This window comes from Dehalococcoidales bacterium, from assembly GCA_035529395.1.
In the GTDB taxonomy this organism is placed as follows: domain Bacteria; phylum Chloroflexota; class Dehalococcoidia; order Dehalococcoidales; family Fen-1064; genus DUES01.
In genome coordinates this window covers 1-15,901 of the sequence record DATKWT010000127.1, presented here as the reverse complement: position 1 = coordinate 15,901, position 15,901 = coordinate 1, and the positions used below count along the sequence as shown (strand labels likewise).

17 protein-coding genes are annotated in these 15,901 nt (G+C 54.6%); 11 read left to right on the top strand and 6 right to left on the bottom strand.

The features are described from left to right. Positions 1-89: 89 nt before the first annotated feature. From VMW13_08340 to VMW13_08330, 3 genes are all read right to left on the bottom strand, one after another. Positions 90-1,079: a glycosyltransferase family 2 protein gene (locus VMW13_08340; protein ID HUV44823.1), complete on the bottom strand. Its 990-nt coding sequence runs from the start codon at positions 1,077-1,079 to the stop codon at positions 90-92. A gap of 20 nt (positions 1,080-1,099) precedes the next feature. Then, entirely contained in the window at positions 1,100-1,831 is a 732-nt protein-coding gene (locus tag VMW13_08335) for a glycosyltransferase family 2 protein (GenBank protein ID HUV44822.1), read from the bottom strand. A gap of 189 nt (positions 1,832-2,020) precedes the next feature. Next, positions 2,021-2,377: a DUF1616 domain-containing protein gene (locus VMW13_08330; protein HUV44821.1), complete on the bottom strand. Its 357-nt coding sequence runs from the start codon at positions 2,375-2,377 to the stop codon at positions 2,021-2,023. Positions 2,378-2,698: 321 nt separating this feature from the next. Between VMW13_08330 and VMW13_08325 the strand changes: the two genes are divergently transcribed. The 11 genes from VMW13_08325 to VMW13_08275 all read left to right on the top strand — a co-directional run bounded on the left by VMW13_08325 (position 2,699) and on the right by VMW13_08275 (position 14,145). Further along, positions 2,699-3,226, top strand: coding sequence for a response regulator transcription factor (locus tag VMW13_08325; protein HUV44820.1), 528 nt, complete (start codon positions 2,699-2,701; stop codon positions 3,224-3,226). 117 nt (positions 3,227-3,343) lie between these two features. Then, the gene (locus VMW13_08320; GenBank protein ID HUV44819.1) at positions 3,344-3,919 is read left to right on the top strand and encodes a flagellin; all 576 of its coding nucleotides are present in this window, start codon (positions 3,344-3,346) and stop codon (positions 3,917-3,919) included. Between the two features lie 28 nt (positions 3,920-3,947). Continuing rightward, positions 3,948-4,517 (top strand): hypothetical protein, encoded by a 570-nt coding sequence (locus VMW13_08315; protein ID HUV44818.1) that lies wholly within the window; start codon positions 3,948-3,950, stop codon positions 4,515-4,517. A gap of 117 nt (positions 4,518-4,634) precedes the next feature. Then, positions 4,635-5,390 (top strand): hypothetical protein, encoded by a 756-nt coding sequence (locus tag VMW13_08310; GenBank protein HUV44817.1) that lies wholly within the window; start codon positions 4,635-4,637, stop codon positions 5,388-5,390. Further along, positions 5,383-5,850 carry a hypothetical protein gene (locus VMW13_08305; GenBank protein ID HUV44816.1) on the top strand — a complete coding sequence of 156 codons (468 nt, stop codon included), beginning with the start codon at positions 5,383-5,385 and terminating at the stop codon, positions 5,848-5,850. Before VMW13_08310 ends, VMW13_08305 begins: the two co-directional genes overlap by 8 nt. A 2-nt stretch (positions 5,851-5,852) precedes the next feature. After that, entirely contained in the window at positions 5,853-7,298 is a 1,446-nt protein-coding gene (locus VMW13_08300; protein ID HUV44815.1) for a hypothetical protein, read from the top strand. A gap of 21 nt (positions 7,299-7,319) precedes the next feature. Next, positions 7,320-8,051, top strand: coding sequence for an ATPase domain-containing protein (locus tag VMW13_08295; GenBank protein ID HUV44814.1), 732 nt, complete (start codon positions 7,320-7,322; stop codon positions 8,049-8,051). Between the two features lie 221 nt (positions 8,052-8,272). After that, a complete protein-coding gene (locus VMW13_08290) occupies positions 8,273-10,015 on the top strand; it encodes a type II/IV secretion system ATPase subunit (GenBank protein ID HUV44813.1) in 1,743 nt (580 codons plus the stop codon). A 30-nt stretch (positions 10,016-10,045) separates the two neighbouring features. Further along, positions 10,046-11,788, top strand: coding sequence for a type II/IV secretion system ATPase subunit (locus VMW13_08285; protein HUV44812.1), 1,743 nt, complete (start codon positions 10,046-10,048; stop codon positions 11,786-11,788). Positions 11,789-11,790: 2 nt separating this feature from the next. Beyond that, positions 11,791-13,311, top strand: coding sequence for a hypothetical protein (locus VMW13_08280; protein HUV44811.1), 1,521 nt, complete (start codon positions 11,791-11,793; stop codon positions 13,309-13,311). A 39-nt stretch (positions 13,312-13,350) separates the two neighbouring features. Continuing rightward, positions 13,351-14,145 (top strand): hypothetical protein, encoded by a 795-nt coding sequence (locus VMW13_08275; protein HUV44810.1) that lies wholly within the window; start codon positions 13,351-13,353, stop codon positions 14,143-14,145. Positions 14,146-14,154: 9 nt separating this feature from the next. On the opposite strand, the gene VMW13_08270 is transcribed toward VMW13_08275, so the two are convergent. From VMW13_08270 to VMW13_08260, 3 genes are all read right to left on the bottom strand, one after another. Beyond that, positions 14,155-14,745 (bottom strand): hypothetical protein, encoded by a 591-nt coding sequence (locus VMW13_08270; protein HUV44809.1) that lies wholly within the window; start codon positions 14,743-14,745, stop codon positions 14,155-14,157. Between the two features lie 107 nt (positions 14,746-14,852). Beyond that, positions 14,853-15,209: a response regulator gene (locus VMW13_08265; protein ID HUV44808.1), complete on the bottom strand. Its 357-nt coding sequence runs from the start codon at positions 15,207-15,209 to the stop codon at positions 14,853-14,855. Positions 15,210-15,571: 362 nt separating this feature from the next. Next, positions 15,572-15,859: a DUF5658 family protein gene (locus VMW13_08260; GenBank protein ID HUV44807.1), complete on the bottom strand. Its 288-nt coding sequence runs from the start codon at positions 15,857-15,859 to the stop codon at positions 15,572-15,574. Positions 15,860-15,901 lie beyond the last annotated feature (42 nt).

Sequence of the window (15,901 nt, the reverse complement as noted above, 5' to 3'; positions counted from 1 at the left end):
AGACAATGCTGTGCGACCACAGCAGGAGGGCTATGGCCGTTAGCAAAAGAGACACGTGTTGTGGTGTCCACCGTTTCGTTCTGGTCATCTCACCGTTTCAACATACCCATCAGGTAGCCCGCTCCGGTCGCAGCTACACTTGCCGTGATGGAAGCTACCTGGCTTGTGTTGCCGCGCTTGTAGAACCGCACCAGCTTGCCCAGCACGGAATGTACCAGGTAGCGCAGGTACGAGCGTTCCATCGATAACGGTTCCCCGGACATACCCGCGAAGGTTCTGCGGATAAGTGCCTTGTGAAAACCTTCGTTGTAGGACCTCAGGAGCACATATTTCAGGCTGGCCCGCTGGGGAGGTACCTTGTGATAGACTACTGCCTCAGGTTCGTAGAGGATGGCAGAGTCAGGGGAAAGCCGTTTCACTCTCAGGAAGAACTCGGACTCGGCACCGGTGCCCCAGTTCTTGCGCCGGCCCAGCTCGGTGGTGAAGAAGCCCGCCGAATGGAAGACTCCCCTCCAGACGGACATGTTGCACAGTATCAGGTTTCTAACCTCGGTCTGTGTCTCCGGATGTCCTTTATAGGTACCACCCACAACCCAGTCCAGCTCCTCGGCAAACCATCGGGGACGGTGCTCCTGCCATACCGGGACCAGTTTGCCACCGGCAGCGATAACCCGGGGGTCCCGGTAGTGTCTCACCATCTTTTCCAGCCAGTCGCTGGCGGCGGTGGCATCATCATCCATGAAGGCGATGATGTCGCCGGTAGCGTACCTGGTGCCGATGTTGTCGGTCACTACGGCGCCACGTTCCGGTCCATCATTGTGTATCACGCTGATTCTGTCCCCGAGTTCGTCATTGAGATTCTGGAAGAGCTCGGGGTTGTGGTCAACCGCCAGGATTACCTCGTGCGGCGGCCATGTCTGCCGGAGCACCGAGTCCACGGCTTCATATATGTAGGGCAGGCGTTCCATGGTGTAGGCACAGATAACGACGGAGACTTCCGGCGCAGGCGAAAGACCGTCCGTGACTGCCTGAAACCTGTCCGGGATACTCACGGGCTGAGATATTTGCTTCGGAGTCATAGTACTGTGTCCGGAGATGGTCATTTGACGCCAACGCTTGCGGTTTGTTCCGGGCTTTCTGTCTTTCCCCGCCAGAAAACGAGACCGAGAATCGTCTTCAAGTCCTCATAGCCGACCTGGATGGCATTGAGCTTGGTGTCACCAATCCTGGGACGGTATCGCAGGGGGATGTCGAGCGTTTTCAGCTTCATTCGACTGCTCTTGATGGAGATTTCCGGCTCAATGGCGAAGCGCTTTGAGGACAGGTCCATCAGTTCCAGGTAGACCTTCCTGGCACCATAGAGTCCGGTGCACGGGTCGTGAGCCTGAAACCCGTAGAAGCCTTTTATCATGGTGCGGAATATCCAGTTGCCCAGGCGGTTGAAACGAGGGATGTTTTCGTTCCCCCAGGCGCGTGAGCCAACCACCACGTCATACTCATTGAGGGCTTCGACCATCCTGGGAATGGTCTCCACGGGATAGGTGTCATCGGCATCGATCCAGATGACGTTGTGGCCACGGGCGTGCCTTATCCCGGTCCTGAGGGCCTCCCCCTTTCCCTGGTTCACTTCGTGCCTGACAAACCGGCAGGAAAACCGGCGGGCTATTTCCGGGGTCCGGTCGGTCGAGCCGTCGTCAACGACGATGACCTCGTAGCTGTCGTCCAGGACCTTCTGGAGCTTGTCCAGCGTCACCGGCAGCCCGTCCTCTTCGTTATATGCGGGCACGATGACCGTGGTAGATATCTGGCGCGATTCCTGGAATTGCATCATAATCTTAATTACCCCCGTTCCTGGGCCAGTCTAATAATCTCACAGACCTATTCTGGCATCAGGCGGGGTCATCGGTAAGACATAGAAGGTTCATGGTGGTGAGCCAAATTGGTAATTGTGAGCCGGAGAACTCATGCTCATGTGGTAAATCCGGGTTCGGTGCGGGGGTCACACCGTTCGACATGAGGGTTAGCGGATGTCTATATAGATATGAAGCGGTTCATCGAAGTACGGTTCGGACGAGTTATCGCTGTACAGGTAGAGATCGACCTTCCGGTTCTCGCCGGATACGCCGAGCACGAAGTCAACTCTGCTCCGCCATTCTTCGTTGTGGTCAAGGGTTCCTGTGGTAAGGCTGTGAATTGAGTCACCGCCACTCACTATCTCCACGCGGTAGCCCAGTGGTTCATGTTCGTGGTTGACGATAACCATTGTAAGGTATACCGGTTGCCCTGCCGTGGTCTCGTACGTGTACTCTGCGGCATCGGCCTCCGGCCCCATGATATAGAACTCGGTGTACCTGTCGCCCTGCCCCGGAGTGGTCATGGCTTAGGCCAGGCTGCCGATGGTGGTCAGGACGGCCACCAGCATGATGACGGTCTCGTTGCGTTGCGGTAGCATCTCAAGCTGTCAGTCTGATGTTAAGTCATTGGTCGGGGTGTAATCAAACACCCGGTTGGCGTTCTTTTCCCTGAAAGTAGCCTGCGATTGTGTGCCCATCAGTGCGTATGATGACTCTTTCGGGTCAAATCCATGGCCCCTGGGAGGCAATCGGGCAGTCCTCAAGACGCAGAATAACGTTGCCTCTTTAGCCCTTTGTTCTTGTCCAGTTAGTCCTTACAACGAATATTGCCGTATGCGACACTGATGATGCAGGGTCGTCCTGAGTTGATGAGCGTGCTCCTGAGAAAGATGATGTTGCGGGCACCGCTTTCTCTCTCAGGACGACCGCGCAACTGTAAGATGATGATGAATACTGACGATATTATCCGTGTACTGGTAGTGGACGGCGGTGGCGATGAGGCCACCACAGGGAGGTTACACCAGACGTTGAGTACTGGAACAGGCATCATCATAGCCGGTGAGGTAGTCAGCGGCGAGGAAGCCCTGGCAGCCGCCAGGCACCTCTCCCCGGACGTGATAGTGATGCTTGCCGATAGTGGAATGCCGGGGATGGACAGTATTCAGACCACCCGCGCAATCACCAGGGAAGGGCTGTCTGCCAGGGTGGTCATCATTACGGAGAATATAGCAGAGGACCTGGTGTCGGCAATCAAGGCCGGAGCGGCCGGTCTCTTTTCACCCGGTGCCGATAGCGAGGAGCTACTTTCAATAATATACAGAATACGCCAGTGGTCACCTTACACACTTTCGGTGCAGTCAAGCTGCGGATAGGCCAGGGTGCCACGTGCAGATGAAGTTAGTGAAGGAGGTACAGAAGGATGTGATAATCAAGATTGTTATTGGACATGATTCCATAAGGGGTTATCCATTAGTAAAAAGGAGTAAGAAATGTACCACAAATTAACCAGAGTTCTCAAGAGCATGCACCGGCGTCAACGGGGCATGACGGGGCTGGAGACAGCCATCGTCCTGATTGCCTTCGTAACGGTTGCATCAGTCCTCGCCTACAGCGTCCTGTCAGCTGGTATCTTCTCGGCGGAAAGAGGTAAGGCGACAGTCTACTCGGGTCTTGCATCAGCGGAGGCTACGCTGGAAATCGTTGGCTCCGTACTGGGTCTGAGCCCGAACCAGAGTTCACTGGAGACGGTGCAGTTCTCGGTTGGGCTCGCAGTCCAGGACAGCCAGTGTGACTCCCAGTCCATCGTCATCAACTACTTCGATGAGGAAGAGCATTCCGAGGACGTCACCTTCACAGCCGTCAAGAGCGACGGCAGCGCCGAGCGCGGCTCAGTCACCATTATTGAGGCCGACGAGCAGTTCGTGTTCACGGTCACGATACCGGCCGCGGTAACCCGCGAGGCATACGAGGAGTTCACGATCCAGGTTATCCCGCCCACCGGCGCCACTGTCACCATCCAGAGGACCCTGCCTGGCTATATCGCCAAAGTAATGGACCTTCGGTAGGTCCCGGAAGAGATGGAGGGAGATTCTGATGAGGATATTGAAATCGCTAACCAGCTTGCACCGTGGTCAGAGGGGTATGACCGGGCTGGAAACAGCCATCATCCTGATTGCCTTCGTCACGGTGGCTTCAGTGCTGGCGTACAGTGTCCTCTCCGCCGGTATCTTCTCGGCAGAGCGGGGAAAGGCCACAGTCTACCAGGGCCTCGAGTCCGCCCAGGCCACAATGGAGGTCCAGGGTTCCGTACTCGGCTTGAGCCCCAACCAGAGTGAACTGGAGCAGGTAGTTTTCAGTGTTGGCCTGACTATGAATGATGAGAAAGTGGACATGGATTCGGTGGTTATCAACTACTTCGACAACGAGGAGCATTCGGAAAATGTGACCTGGTCCAGCGCCCTAAGCGGGGGCAGCACGGAGCGCGGTACGGCCAATATGATGGAGTTTGACGAGCAGCACGTAGTGACCGTCACGATTCCGGCCATAGCCACCCGGGAGTTCTACGATGAATTTACGCTCCAGGTCATCCCGCCCACCGGCGCCACTCTCACCATCCAGAGGGTTATGCCCGGCAGTATAGAAAAGGTCAATGATTTGCAGTAGGTTCGTTCAGCGACGGTGAATAAGTCGGGGGGAACTGCGGAAGAGATGCACACCCAGGTCTCAGTGTCTCCGGGGAGGCCCCGGGGGCACTGAGACTCGGATAACGGAGGTAGGCAAGTGGAGCTGAATGATAAGGTAACTCAGCTAGAGGACGAAATCAAGATACTGAAGAACGAGGTCCAGGCGGTCCTGCTCGACCTCAGGGAGAGTTACCTGAACCTCGAGAATCCTGTCAGCCGGGAAGTACCACCGTTGCCCGAGCAACACATTGTAGTAAGTGCCCCTGCCACGCAGCAGCCTCAGCCCACGGGTGACTGGCCACACGAGGCCAGACCGGAAAGCCTTGCAGGCAGCGAACCTTCAGTCGCAGACGAACCGACCCACACGCCAGAACCGGCCACTGAGCAACAGCCGCGTCCAGAGCCTGGACTGAAGTTCGAACCTGAGCCGGTCTCCGGACCGGTCGTTGTCGCCACTGATGAAACAGCCCATGAGGAGGTGATAAGGGCGTGGCGACCAGCAAAGGAATTTGAGATGAATTTTGAGTCCGGAGGAAATGGCGGTCACAACGGACAGATAGACCTGGCTACAATATCCAGCCTGGCTGACTGGGTGGCGGACGTAGTGAAACGGCTGGGAAGCGAGAGGGCTCAGTCCATCCTTGATATCTCCGAGATGGTTGGATTTCTCGACCTGGAGCTCAAGGATGTCCTGACCAGGTTCATTTATGCCACCCCTGGCGAGCATGAGGGTAAGGTAACAACCCGGGACTATCTGACCTCGCTCAAGGAGCTTGACAGCATTCTCGGAAAGGCCACCAAGTTCGAGATAGCCCTGCTCTCTATTCTGTGCCAGGGAAACGATAGTGGATAAAGTCATTGTAACCGTCCTGCTGATGATAGGCGGGGTGGTAGCCTCTCTCGCGGTATTCAACGGTTTCTACCCCGCAATCATAGAAAGCAGCGGGGCGGTGACCAGCGCCACCAGCAAGGTGAGCGACCGTATCGAGTGTCGTATTGAAATCATTCAGGTAGCGGACAACTCCACGGAGGTGGATGCCTGGGTAAAGAACATCGGCACAGTAGATATCGATAGTGTCGAGCGGAGCGACATCTTCTTTGGGCCCGAGGGTGACTTCTACCATGTGACCTACGGTGGTGATACCCCTCCCTACTGGGACTACCAGTTCGAGGGCAGCTACACGAAATGGCAGCCCACGGTTACCATCAGGGTTACCGTTCACCTGGCCTCTGCCGTGTCTTCGGGGACCAATATATTCAAGATAGTGGTACCTAACGGTATCTTTGACGAAACAACCTTCAGTGTGGACTAGAGATGGAAACAGCGCTTGTCTCCCTGATATGTATCGCCGCGCTCATTGTGGGCGTGGTGACGCTGACGTTTAACGCCTTCCAGTCGGCGACCACGGTGGCTGACTCGCTGAGGGAGATGGAGCAGCAGGCCAGCGAGATAAGGTTGACCGAAATCGACGCGTCACTATGGTCGTCTCTTACCGGGTATACCGTAGCCTATGCCGGTGAAGGAGATGATGGTTACCTGAAGACAATTGAGATAGCCACCGATGGTCAGATTACGGACACGGTGATAGACATGCTGGAGTTCGATACCCTGCAAGGTAATACACCCGGCATGGTCCCTATCTCAGGTGATGTATATGCTATAGCCTATGCCGGTGATGGTGATGTTGGCATCCTGAAGACGGTGGAGATAGCCACCGATGGCCAGATTACGGATATAGTGGTAGATACGCTTGAGTTTGACACCCTGGCAGGTAAGACACCCCACATGGTCCATGTCTCAGGTAACGTATATGCCATAGCCTATGCGGGCAATGTCGATGTTGGCATCCTGAAGACGGTGGAGATAGCTACCGATGGTCAGATTACGGATACGGTGGTAGATACGCTTGAGTTTGACTCCCTGAAAGGCATAACACCCCACATGGCCCATATCTCAGGTGATGTATATGCCATAGCCTATGCGGGCAATGTCGATGTTGGCATCCTGAAGACGGTGGAGATAGCCATCGATGGCCAGATTACGGATACGGTGATAGACACGCTGGAGTTCGATATCCTGAAAGGCATAACACCCCACATGGTCCATATCGCAGGTGATGTATATGCCATAGCCTATGCCGGTGACGGTGATGACGGTTTCCTGAAGACAGTTGAGATAGCCGCTGACGGTCTAATCACGGATACGGTGATAGACACGCTGGAGTTCGATACCCTGCAAGGCAAGACACCCGGCATAATCCGCACCTCGGGTGACATCTATGCCGTAGCCTATGCTGGTGCTGGTGATGTTGGCATCCTGAAGACGGTGGAGATAGCCACCGGTGGCCAGATTACGGATACGGTGGTGGACACGCTTGAGTTTGATGCGCTTCAGGGTATATCACCGAATATTATTCAAACCCCCAGCGGTGTTAGTGAATTCTATCTAAGAGTGGTAAATCAGGGTAAGACCAGTCTCGCCCAATTCGCCAAATGGGATATTGTTGTCCAGTACCAGGGTGGGGCGGCCAACTACATAGGCTATACCACGAATGGTTCTCCCGGCAGTAATGAATGGACGGTAGAGGGGATTTACCTGCTTAACAATAGTACAGAGGTCTTTGACCCCGACATCCTGAATCCGGAAGAGCAGATGAAACTACTAATTAACATTGACCCCGGGATAGGCGCAGGGGAGGCCATCAGGATAACGATATCAACACCTCACGGTGTCACCTCACAGTGTTTGGTGATGAGATAATGGTCATATCGGGAGGTAGCCATGCCAGAGTTTGAACTGGACGAAGTAGAGGAAGAAGCAAAGAAGAACGTCATCTCCACCGGCCACGGTGAGATAGATAAAAAACTGGGTGGTGGTATCCCGATTGGCTCCCTCACCCTGGTGGAGGGTCAGTCCGATGCGGGGAAATCGGTGCTCTGTCAGCAGATGATATGGGGCTCCCTGAAGAACGATTTCAAAGTAGTCCTCTTCACCACGGAGAACACGGTGAAGAGCCTGGTCACCCAGATGGACAGCCTCGGTCTGAGTATGACGGACTATCTGCTGCTTGGCCGGATTAAGATCTATACCATGAGGCCTTCACTGGTGAGGTCTAATGCCGCCGCCGCTCTACAGTCCATTCTGGATACCATGGAAGACTATGAGGACTTTGATCTGCCCATCATGGATTCCATCACTCAGATAGCGGCTGGCGCCACCGGTGCGGAGTGTCTGGCCTATTTCGAGCGTTGTAAGACCCTCTGTGACCGGGGTAAAACGATAATCAACGTTGCTCATACGTATGCCTTCGAGCAGGACTTACTGGTACGTATCCGTTCCATATGCGATGCCCACTTCAAGCTGGCCATCGAGAGGGTGGGTGACAGGCTGGTCAAGACCCTTGAGGTGGCCAAGGTCAGGGGGGCCACCCAGACCACGGGTAACGTACTGAGTTTTGACGTCGAACCGGAGATAGGTATGAAGATTATGCCTCTCTCCAGGGCGAAGGTCTAGCATTCAGTTGCAGAAATACCAGCTAGTATGTTCTGCGGGGTGAGACCCTGAGCGTAGCGAAGGGTGACACGTCGTTGACATGTCATTCTTGAGCTTACCTGCTGGTAAGGCCAGCAGGCCGAAGTATTTAAATGTTGCGCGGATTTGTGCAACTAGATACTAGTAGAGCGAAGGTCTAACACTGTCTGCCGGTCAATGCAGGCGGACTGGGGATTCATTCTATGGCGGAGATAATCCTCCCTTTCACCAGGGAGAACAAAGTAGACGACCACGGGAAAGGCTTTCATAACTGCGAGTTCTTCCAGGCTTTGTCGCCCCCGTTACAACAGGTTGCGGAAGAGTATCCTCATCTCTTCGAATACCTGCACTGGCTGCCAATCAAGGAGGTGGGTATTCCCCGTTACTATCCCAGGCTTACCAAGAAGATGGAAGATATCAAGGAGCCGAACATCATTTACCCGCTAAGCGACGGTATTTTCGCCCACGTGATGACTGACGATAAGGACACCCGCAATCACTACATTATCGTTGAGCCTACTCTCACCATGGACCTTGGCAATATAATGTCCCAGGTGGAAAGTCGTTGCATTCAGTTTGGTGACCAGCTTCCCGACTTCGATGCCGAGGGAGATAAGAAGCAGCAGCTGATCAACTACGTTGAACAGATGACGGCCCTCAGCAGCCAGCCGGAAGAGCCCAGTACTGGCGGGCGAAAAGGCTTGCTTCGCAAGGGTAGGCCCAAGCTGACCAAGGTCAGGCTCACCGAGCGTGAGCTCGAGGGTATTAAGTATCTGTTCATCCGGGATAAACTCGGTCTGGGTGATATCGAGCCTCTGGTGTCCGACTCATACATTGAGGACATCGGCTGCTCCGGTGTGGGGCATCTCTTTATCGAGCACAAGATATTCAAGGGTTGTAAGAGTCCAATATCATTTTCTTCACTGGATGCCCTGGACGTGTTTGTCCTGAGGTTGGCCGAGCAGATAGGAAAACCGGTAACCTACAGGAAACCCATTGCCGACGCTACGCTTCCCGTGGGGGCCCGTATCAACATCGTCTACGGTCGAGATGTCTCCAAGAGGGGCTCCAACTTCAGCATCCGCAAGTTCAGCGCAGTACCAATATCCATCTTCGATCTGGTGGACTTCGGCACCCTCAACTACCAGATGCTCGCCTACCTGTCACTGGTAATCCCGAATGGCATGAACCTTTTCATTGCCGGTGAATCGGCTTCCGGGAAGACAAGTATGCTCAACGCACTGACCACCTTCATTCCTCCCAAGGCCAAGATAGTCACTATCGAGGATACCCCGGAGCTCCAGGTACCCCACGAGAACTGGATAAGGGAAGTGATACAATCAGACAAACTGGAAGACAGCACCGGCGCGGTGACCACATTCGACCTGCTCAAGGCGGCACTGCGGCAGCGCCCCAATGAGATTATCGTGGGGGAGATTCGTGGGCCGGAGGGCAACGTTGCCTTCCAGGCAATGCAGACCGGGCACGCCGTTATGTCCACCTTCCATGCCTCTACCATGGAGAAGCTGATTCAGCGCATGACCGCCGCCCCGATTCTGGTACCGAAGACATATATAGATAACCTTAACGTGGCCATTCTCATGCGCTCCATCAAGCTCCCCAACGGTGGCACAGTCCGGCGTGTCACTGAGATTGACGAGATAGTCGGCTTCGACCCTCCCACGCAGTCTTTTAATATCGTCGAGGCCTTCAAGCTGGACGAAACTACGGATACCTTTGAGTTCACCGGTTACATGAATAGCCACGTCATGGAGCACAAGATTGCCACCATGCTGGGCATACCAAGTCGTGCCAAGCGGAGGATATACGCTGAAATAGACAAGCGGGCCCGAATATTCGCCAAGCTGCACAAGGAGCGAGGCATTACCGGTTTCTATGAGGTCCTGCGGGTGCTGGGCCAGGCCCAGCAGGATGGCCTGCTCTAGCGCACAGGGCGTCGGGAGGAGATAGGCTCAATGACAACTACAGTCCTGCCCCCTGCTGAAGAGGGAACACCGGATAGCCTGGAAGCGGCGGCCCCTCGCGTCGACGTTTCCGGGATGTTGTCGGGTCCGTTACAGGAGGTCACCGAGCAGTATCCGCATGTCCTTGACTACATCCAGACGCTGCCTGTTGCTGAAGTGGGGGTTCCCAAGTATGTCGCCGAGCCGTCCCGGAAACTGGGCGATGATAAGAAACCAAACTACATCTACCCCACACAACGGACAGGTGTATTCATTCATGTCCAGCACAACCCGGATGATACCAGGAATGACTATATTACTGTAGAACCGGACTTCGGCATGGAGCTTACCTCTCTGATGTCCAGAGTGGACGGTAAGCTCCTTGAGCTAAGGAACAAACTTCCGCGACTCGACCCGGACGGCGACATGGAAGAGCAATTATACGAGTACCTTGACACTGTTACCACGCTTGGCAACGATTCGGCTATGGGTTTTATCGAGGGGCAGGTCGGGTTTCTGCGCAAGGGTGGTGCCAGGGTTGCCAAAGTCAGAATTACCGAGCGTGAGCAGGCAGGGCTGAGGTATATGTTCATCCGGGACAGGCTTGGGATGGGTGCTCTGGACCCCCTGACTTCTGACCCCCTCATTGAAGACATAAGTTGTTCCGGTAAAGGACAGGTATTCATCGAGCACAAGATTTTCAAGGCGCTGAAGAGCTCGGTTGACTTTAAGACCCATGAGGACCTTGACCAGTTCGTGTTGTGGCTCTCGGAGCGGATAAAGAAACCGGTTACCTTCCGGAATCCCATTGTGGATGCCACCCTTCCTGACGGCTCCCGTATCAACATAGTATTCGGACGGGACGTATCCAGGCGAGGCTCCAACTTCAGCATCCGTAAGTTTGCCGGGACACCGATATCTATCTTCGAACTGGTGGACTTCAGCAGCCTGAACTACCAGATGCTGGCCTATCTTTCACTCGTAATTGGTCACGAGATGAATGTCTTCGTATCCGGGGAGACAGCCTCCGGGAAGACAACACTGCTGAATGCTGTGACCACCTTCATTCATCCCATGGCCAAAGTGGTCAGTATCGAGGATACGCCCGAGCTCCAGGTGCCCCACAAGAACTGGATAAGAGAGGTGGTCCAGACCACAAAGATAGGAGAGGGCAGTGGGGTAGACATGTTCGACCTGCTCAAGGCGGCACTGAGACAGCGCCCCAACGAGATTATCATAGGAGAGATTCGCGGCCCGGAAGGTAATGTGGCTTTCCAGGCAATGCAGACCGGCCACGCCGTTATGGCCACATTCCATGCTGCTTCCGTGGAGAAGCTTATCCAGCGTATGACGGGCAGCCCCATCTCGGTGCCAAAGAGCTATATCGACAACCTGAACGTGATAGTCTTTACCAGCGCGGTCAAACTCCCCAATGGTAAGACGGGTCGGCGTATAACCAGCATCAATGAGATTGTGGCTTATGACCCCGTGTTTGATTCATTTACCTTCGTTGAGATATTCCACTGGAATGAGGAAACGGACGTCTTTGAATTCACCGGCCGGATGACCAGCATGGTCCTGGAAAACAAGGTTGCCCCCAAGATGGGCATCCCGGCTAACAAGAAACAGCGCATATACACTGAGGTAGACCGCCGGGCGAAGATACTGGAGACACTACATAAGGAGAAGCATATTACCGGTTTCTACGAAATCCTGGAGGTTCTCAGTAAAGCGCAGCGACAGGGGCTCTTCTAACGATGGTATGGTACAAGTTCTGGGCAAAGGGAAAGGACGGCGGCAAGAAGGACGCCAGTAAGTCTGTTGACAACCAGCTGCTGGAGGTGGACTTCTTCTGCCATCTGAGCTACATGGCGGCCATCGCCACATCCGGTATCTCGCGGAGCGGGCTGTTCGAGTATGCTGCCAAGATGCCTTACATCTCGGCAAGCTACTTCAAACGGGCGGTCTTTGTTGCCAAAGCATTCAACCATGACTACGCTGAGGCGTGCCGAATCGTCGGCCAGAACACCCAGGAACCGGATGTAAAGGCGTTTCTCCTGCGTATGTCGGGTGCCCTGTCCTCCGGAGAAGATATCGTCACGTTCCTGCAGAGGGAGGCTGATGTCTCTTCGGAAGCATACGGCAATCAATATGAGCGCCGACTGGAGACACTGCGAAAGTGGACCGATGCCTATGTAGCGCTTATTATGACCACAGCCATTGTCACTATCGTATCGGTGGTTTCCATGATGATAGGCAACGTGACTACAGTCTTTGTCGTTGGTTTGTCCTCTTTGACCATAGTGGTGACTATTGCCGGTGTGTGGTTGATATACCATTCTGCTCCCCGGGAAAGTAAGGTACATTCGCTTTCGATTCGCTCCAAGGAGCAGAACCTGGCGAGAAATATGGTCAGGCTTACCCTGCCCGTTGCGGTTGTGGTGGCAGCGCTCATGCTGGTAATGAAGATTGACCTTGGTTATGTCATGATAGCTGTCGCCATCTTCATATTCCCGCTGGGGCTGATAGGGAAGATTGATGATGGCAAGATAGATAAACGGGACAGTGAAGTCGCCGGTCTTCTCCGTTCCCTCGGCGGTGTCAGTCAGGCCATAGGTTCTACTGTAAACGAGGCTATGGCCAGACTCGACTTCCACTCGCTGGGTTCCTTGAAGGAAAATGTCAACCTGCTCTATACCAGAATACTGGCCGGGATAGACCCTCGCCTTTGCTGGGGCCAGTTTGTTGGTGAGACGGGGTCCGAGCAGGTGAACCGGAGCGTACGCACATTCCTGGATGGCGTCCTTCTGGGCGGTGAGCCGGAGCTTGTGGGGAATAGCGCCAGTGGCTTTGCTATGAAAATCACGCTCCTCCGGGCGAAGCGCAAGCTGATAGAGTCCGGTATGCTGTGGCTGGCGGTCGTCATGCACATGGTACTTTCAATACTGGTGGTCTTTGTCTACCAGGTCCTGGTCAGTTTTACCGCTCTAATCGCGGATGTGATGCCGGGAGAGACGGGCGTGGATGCCATAACGGCAGCCGGTATGCCTGCCTTTGGTCTCTACGGCGGCGCTACCACAGAAATGAACCTGCTTCATTTCATGGTGATTACCATAGTCCTGGTGCTTGCTTTTGCCAACGCCACCGCCATCTATGCCACCAGTGGCGGACATATCTATAAGATATTTTTCTACCTCACTCTCACACTGGGGGCCTCGGGATTTGCCGTAATCCTTGGTCCTCCCGTCGTCCGCATGATGTTTTCCGGAATGGGATGAGTGTTCTCCGGAACGGTACCGGAAGGAGGTACATAAGTAATGTCAATGTTAGGTGCTGATGTATACCTTTACATGTTCGCAGGTCTTGCTGTCCTGGGAGCAATGGTTGTCAAGCTTTTCCCGCTCCCTGTGCGGGAAACCACTCCGAAGCAGGATGTAGTGCTGGCTGTTGCGAAGCAGCCGCAGCCACATGAGACCGGTAAACAGCCATTCTGGAGAAGAAGGCGTGATTTCACCAGGCAGGTCCGGGCCAAACTCGGCAAGCTCCGGTCTGGTGCGGAAGGGGGTTTACCAGTTGAGGCTTTGCCCACGCCAGCAAAGAGCTTCTCAAAACCTTCGTCTGAGGATACCGTTTCGCAGCCGGCGGCTGATGCCGGACCAAACCTTCCCGCAGCTAAGGAGGTGCCCATGTCGAAGAATACCGCTCCAAAGTCGGCAGCAGATTCCAACCCGGTGCTCAAAACTGAAGGAACACCGGACACGGAACCGGAACAAGCCACCCCCGAATCCCCCGAGGCCAACCTTTTTGACGACTTCTCTGAAGAGCTAACCAAGCCCGCAGACTCGGCCGAGTCCTTGGATTCGGTGGACTACCTGGAAGACGAGGAATCAGACGATGTCTCTGGCAAAGATTCCGCCGGTAAGTCAGGAGACACGGATTCACTGTTTGAGCTTTTCTCAACCGAGATAGAAGAGGAGAATAATTCCGGCCAGCTTGCCTCCACACTTGATGATGTAGATGCCCACGACCTTCTGTCAGAAGCACAGCAGGTTCTGACAGAACTCAGGGGTGTGAGAGCGAGGCAGTCCCGGAATGTGAATGGTCGGAGATAATAAAGGGTATTATTCCTTGTGGTCAGGCCACCAGCCCCACCAGCCCTCTTTACCGCAATTGGTGCACCTGAGCGGTATGGCAACGAAACCTTGAGAGCCGCAGGATTCGCAGGTGAAATCGCTGCGGACACTGTAAGAGGGAGTATCCCGGAGTTTTCTCAGTACCGTTGTGACGCGACCGTCTATCTCACGGAAGTGCCGGGTCACGGCTTCCAGCTTCTCTTCCATCTGCAGAATGGCTGCGCCAAACTCGGCAGTAGTATTCTGTTTCTGTTCAACCTGGTGCAGGTGAGCTTCCAGTTTGGCCGTCTGCTCTGTGAGGGCAATCATGGTCTGCCGCATTATCTCGAGGGTCTCATTATCGAGCACCGGGGTCACTGACGGTGCCGCAGTTGTACTCAGGGTCTCCGACTTGATCTTCTGGTATGGTCGTGCGGTAGTAGTACCACCCTCGGCTACCGGCTCATTCGCGCTATCCGGCAGGACCGTCACTGACGCCTCCGGCAGGGCAGCGTTCTGTTTGGCAGATTGCTTAACAAACATCTCATCAATTACTGCCTGAGGCAGTCCACTCCCGTCATCACTCATGGCTTGCTCCAATCTCCCACCTGCTCCGGAAATGGTCCGGGTTGGCAAAATACAGTAACCAATGTCCTGATATTCCTATCTGTGCTGTCGGCTGGTGTGTTTTGCGCCTGGGGGGTTAGCTAGCCGATCAGCTTCTCCACCGCATCCAGCACCCTGTTGCTGTCGAAGGGCTTCATCACGGAATCTCGTGCTCCCGCTTCTATGGCGGTCAATACCACGGCATTCTGACCCATAGCGGTGACCATGGCCACCCGGGCTGCCGGGTCCATCTTCATTATCTCCTGTATTGTTACCACACCGTCTGTCTCGGGTGCGGTGATATCCAGCAATACTCCATCCGGCTTTTCATTCCTGTATATTTCCAGGGCTTCGTCACCATTTGCCGCCTCAACCACGTCATAGCCATTCTCTCTAAGTAACCTGGAACACCAGTTGCGCACAAAGACGGCGTCTTCTACGACCAGTATCTTTGCCATATTCAGTCTCCTCCCGGTCACAGGGCATAAATCTAACGGTCGGGCACCCATGGTGCCCGACTACTGGAAGTGCACTGGTGCCGTTCTGACAGCTTCAACCGTTCCGACGGCTTCACCAGTCTCATTGTCGCATATGAATGTCACCCATATAAGGTCTAAGTGGCTACTTGGGGAGACCTGAGAACACAAGTTTCCTTGGCTCAAGCGGGCGTGGTGATAGCACCAGGGGCCAGCAGCTTGATACGTGCGGGTCACATGCTCCGGGGGTGGATAAGCGGGGCACACCGGGCGGACTGTTACCGGTGCGGCGGGCTCGTAACGAAGCAGGGTTACTCTGCTGCCACGACATTGGTGCTGTAGTACTAGACTGCCAGGAACAGGCCCAGGTTCCACCCGATGACAATACCGTAGAACGTGACGACACTGGATGTGGTCAGTATAGTGACTCTGGGGAAACGCCGGTACATTTTCAGCAGCACCAGCGCGCATAGGAGAACCCCCACAACCTTGAGCAGCAGGAAGTTGCCTTCTCCGACGATGGGCGCCATCAGGGGGTTGCCTTCCCGGAACTGGCCGTTGCCGACGAGGAGATGCGTGATTATGCCATCGGAAATCTCGAACCCGCACAGAAGAGTGATGAGGTACTTCATTCGGCCTCTGTCCGTCTACTCTACCTCTATAAAGCCGGCCTT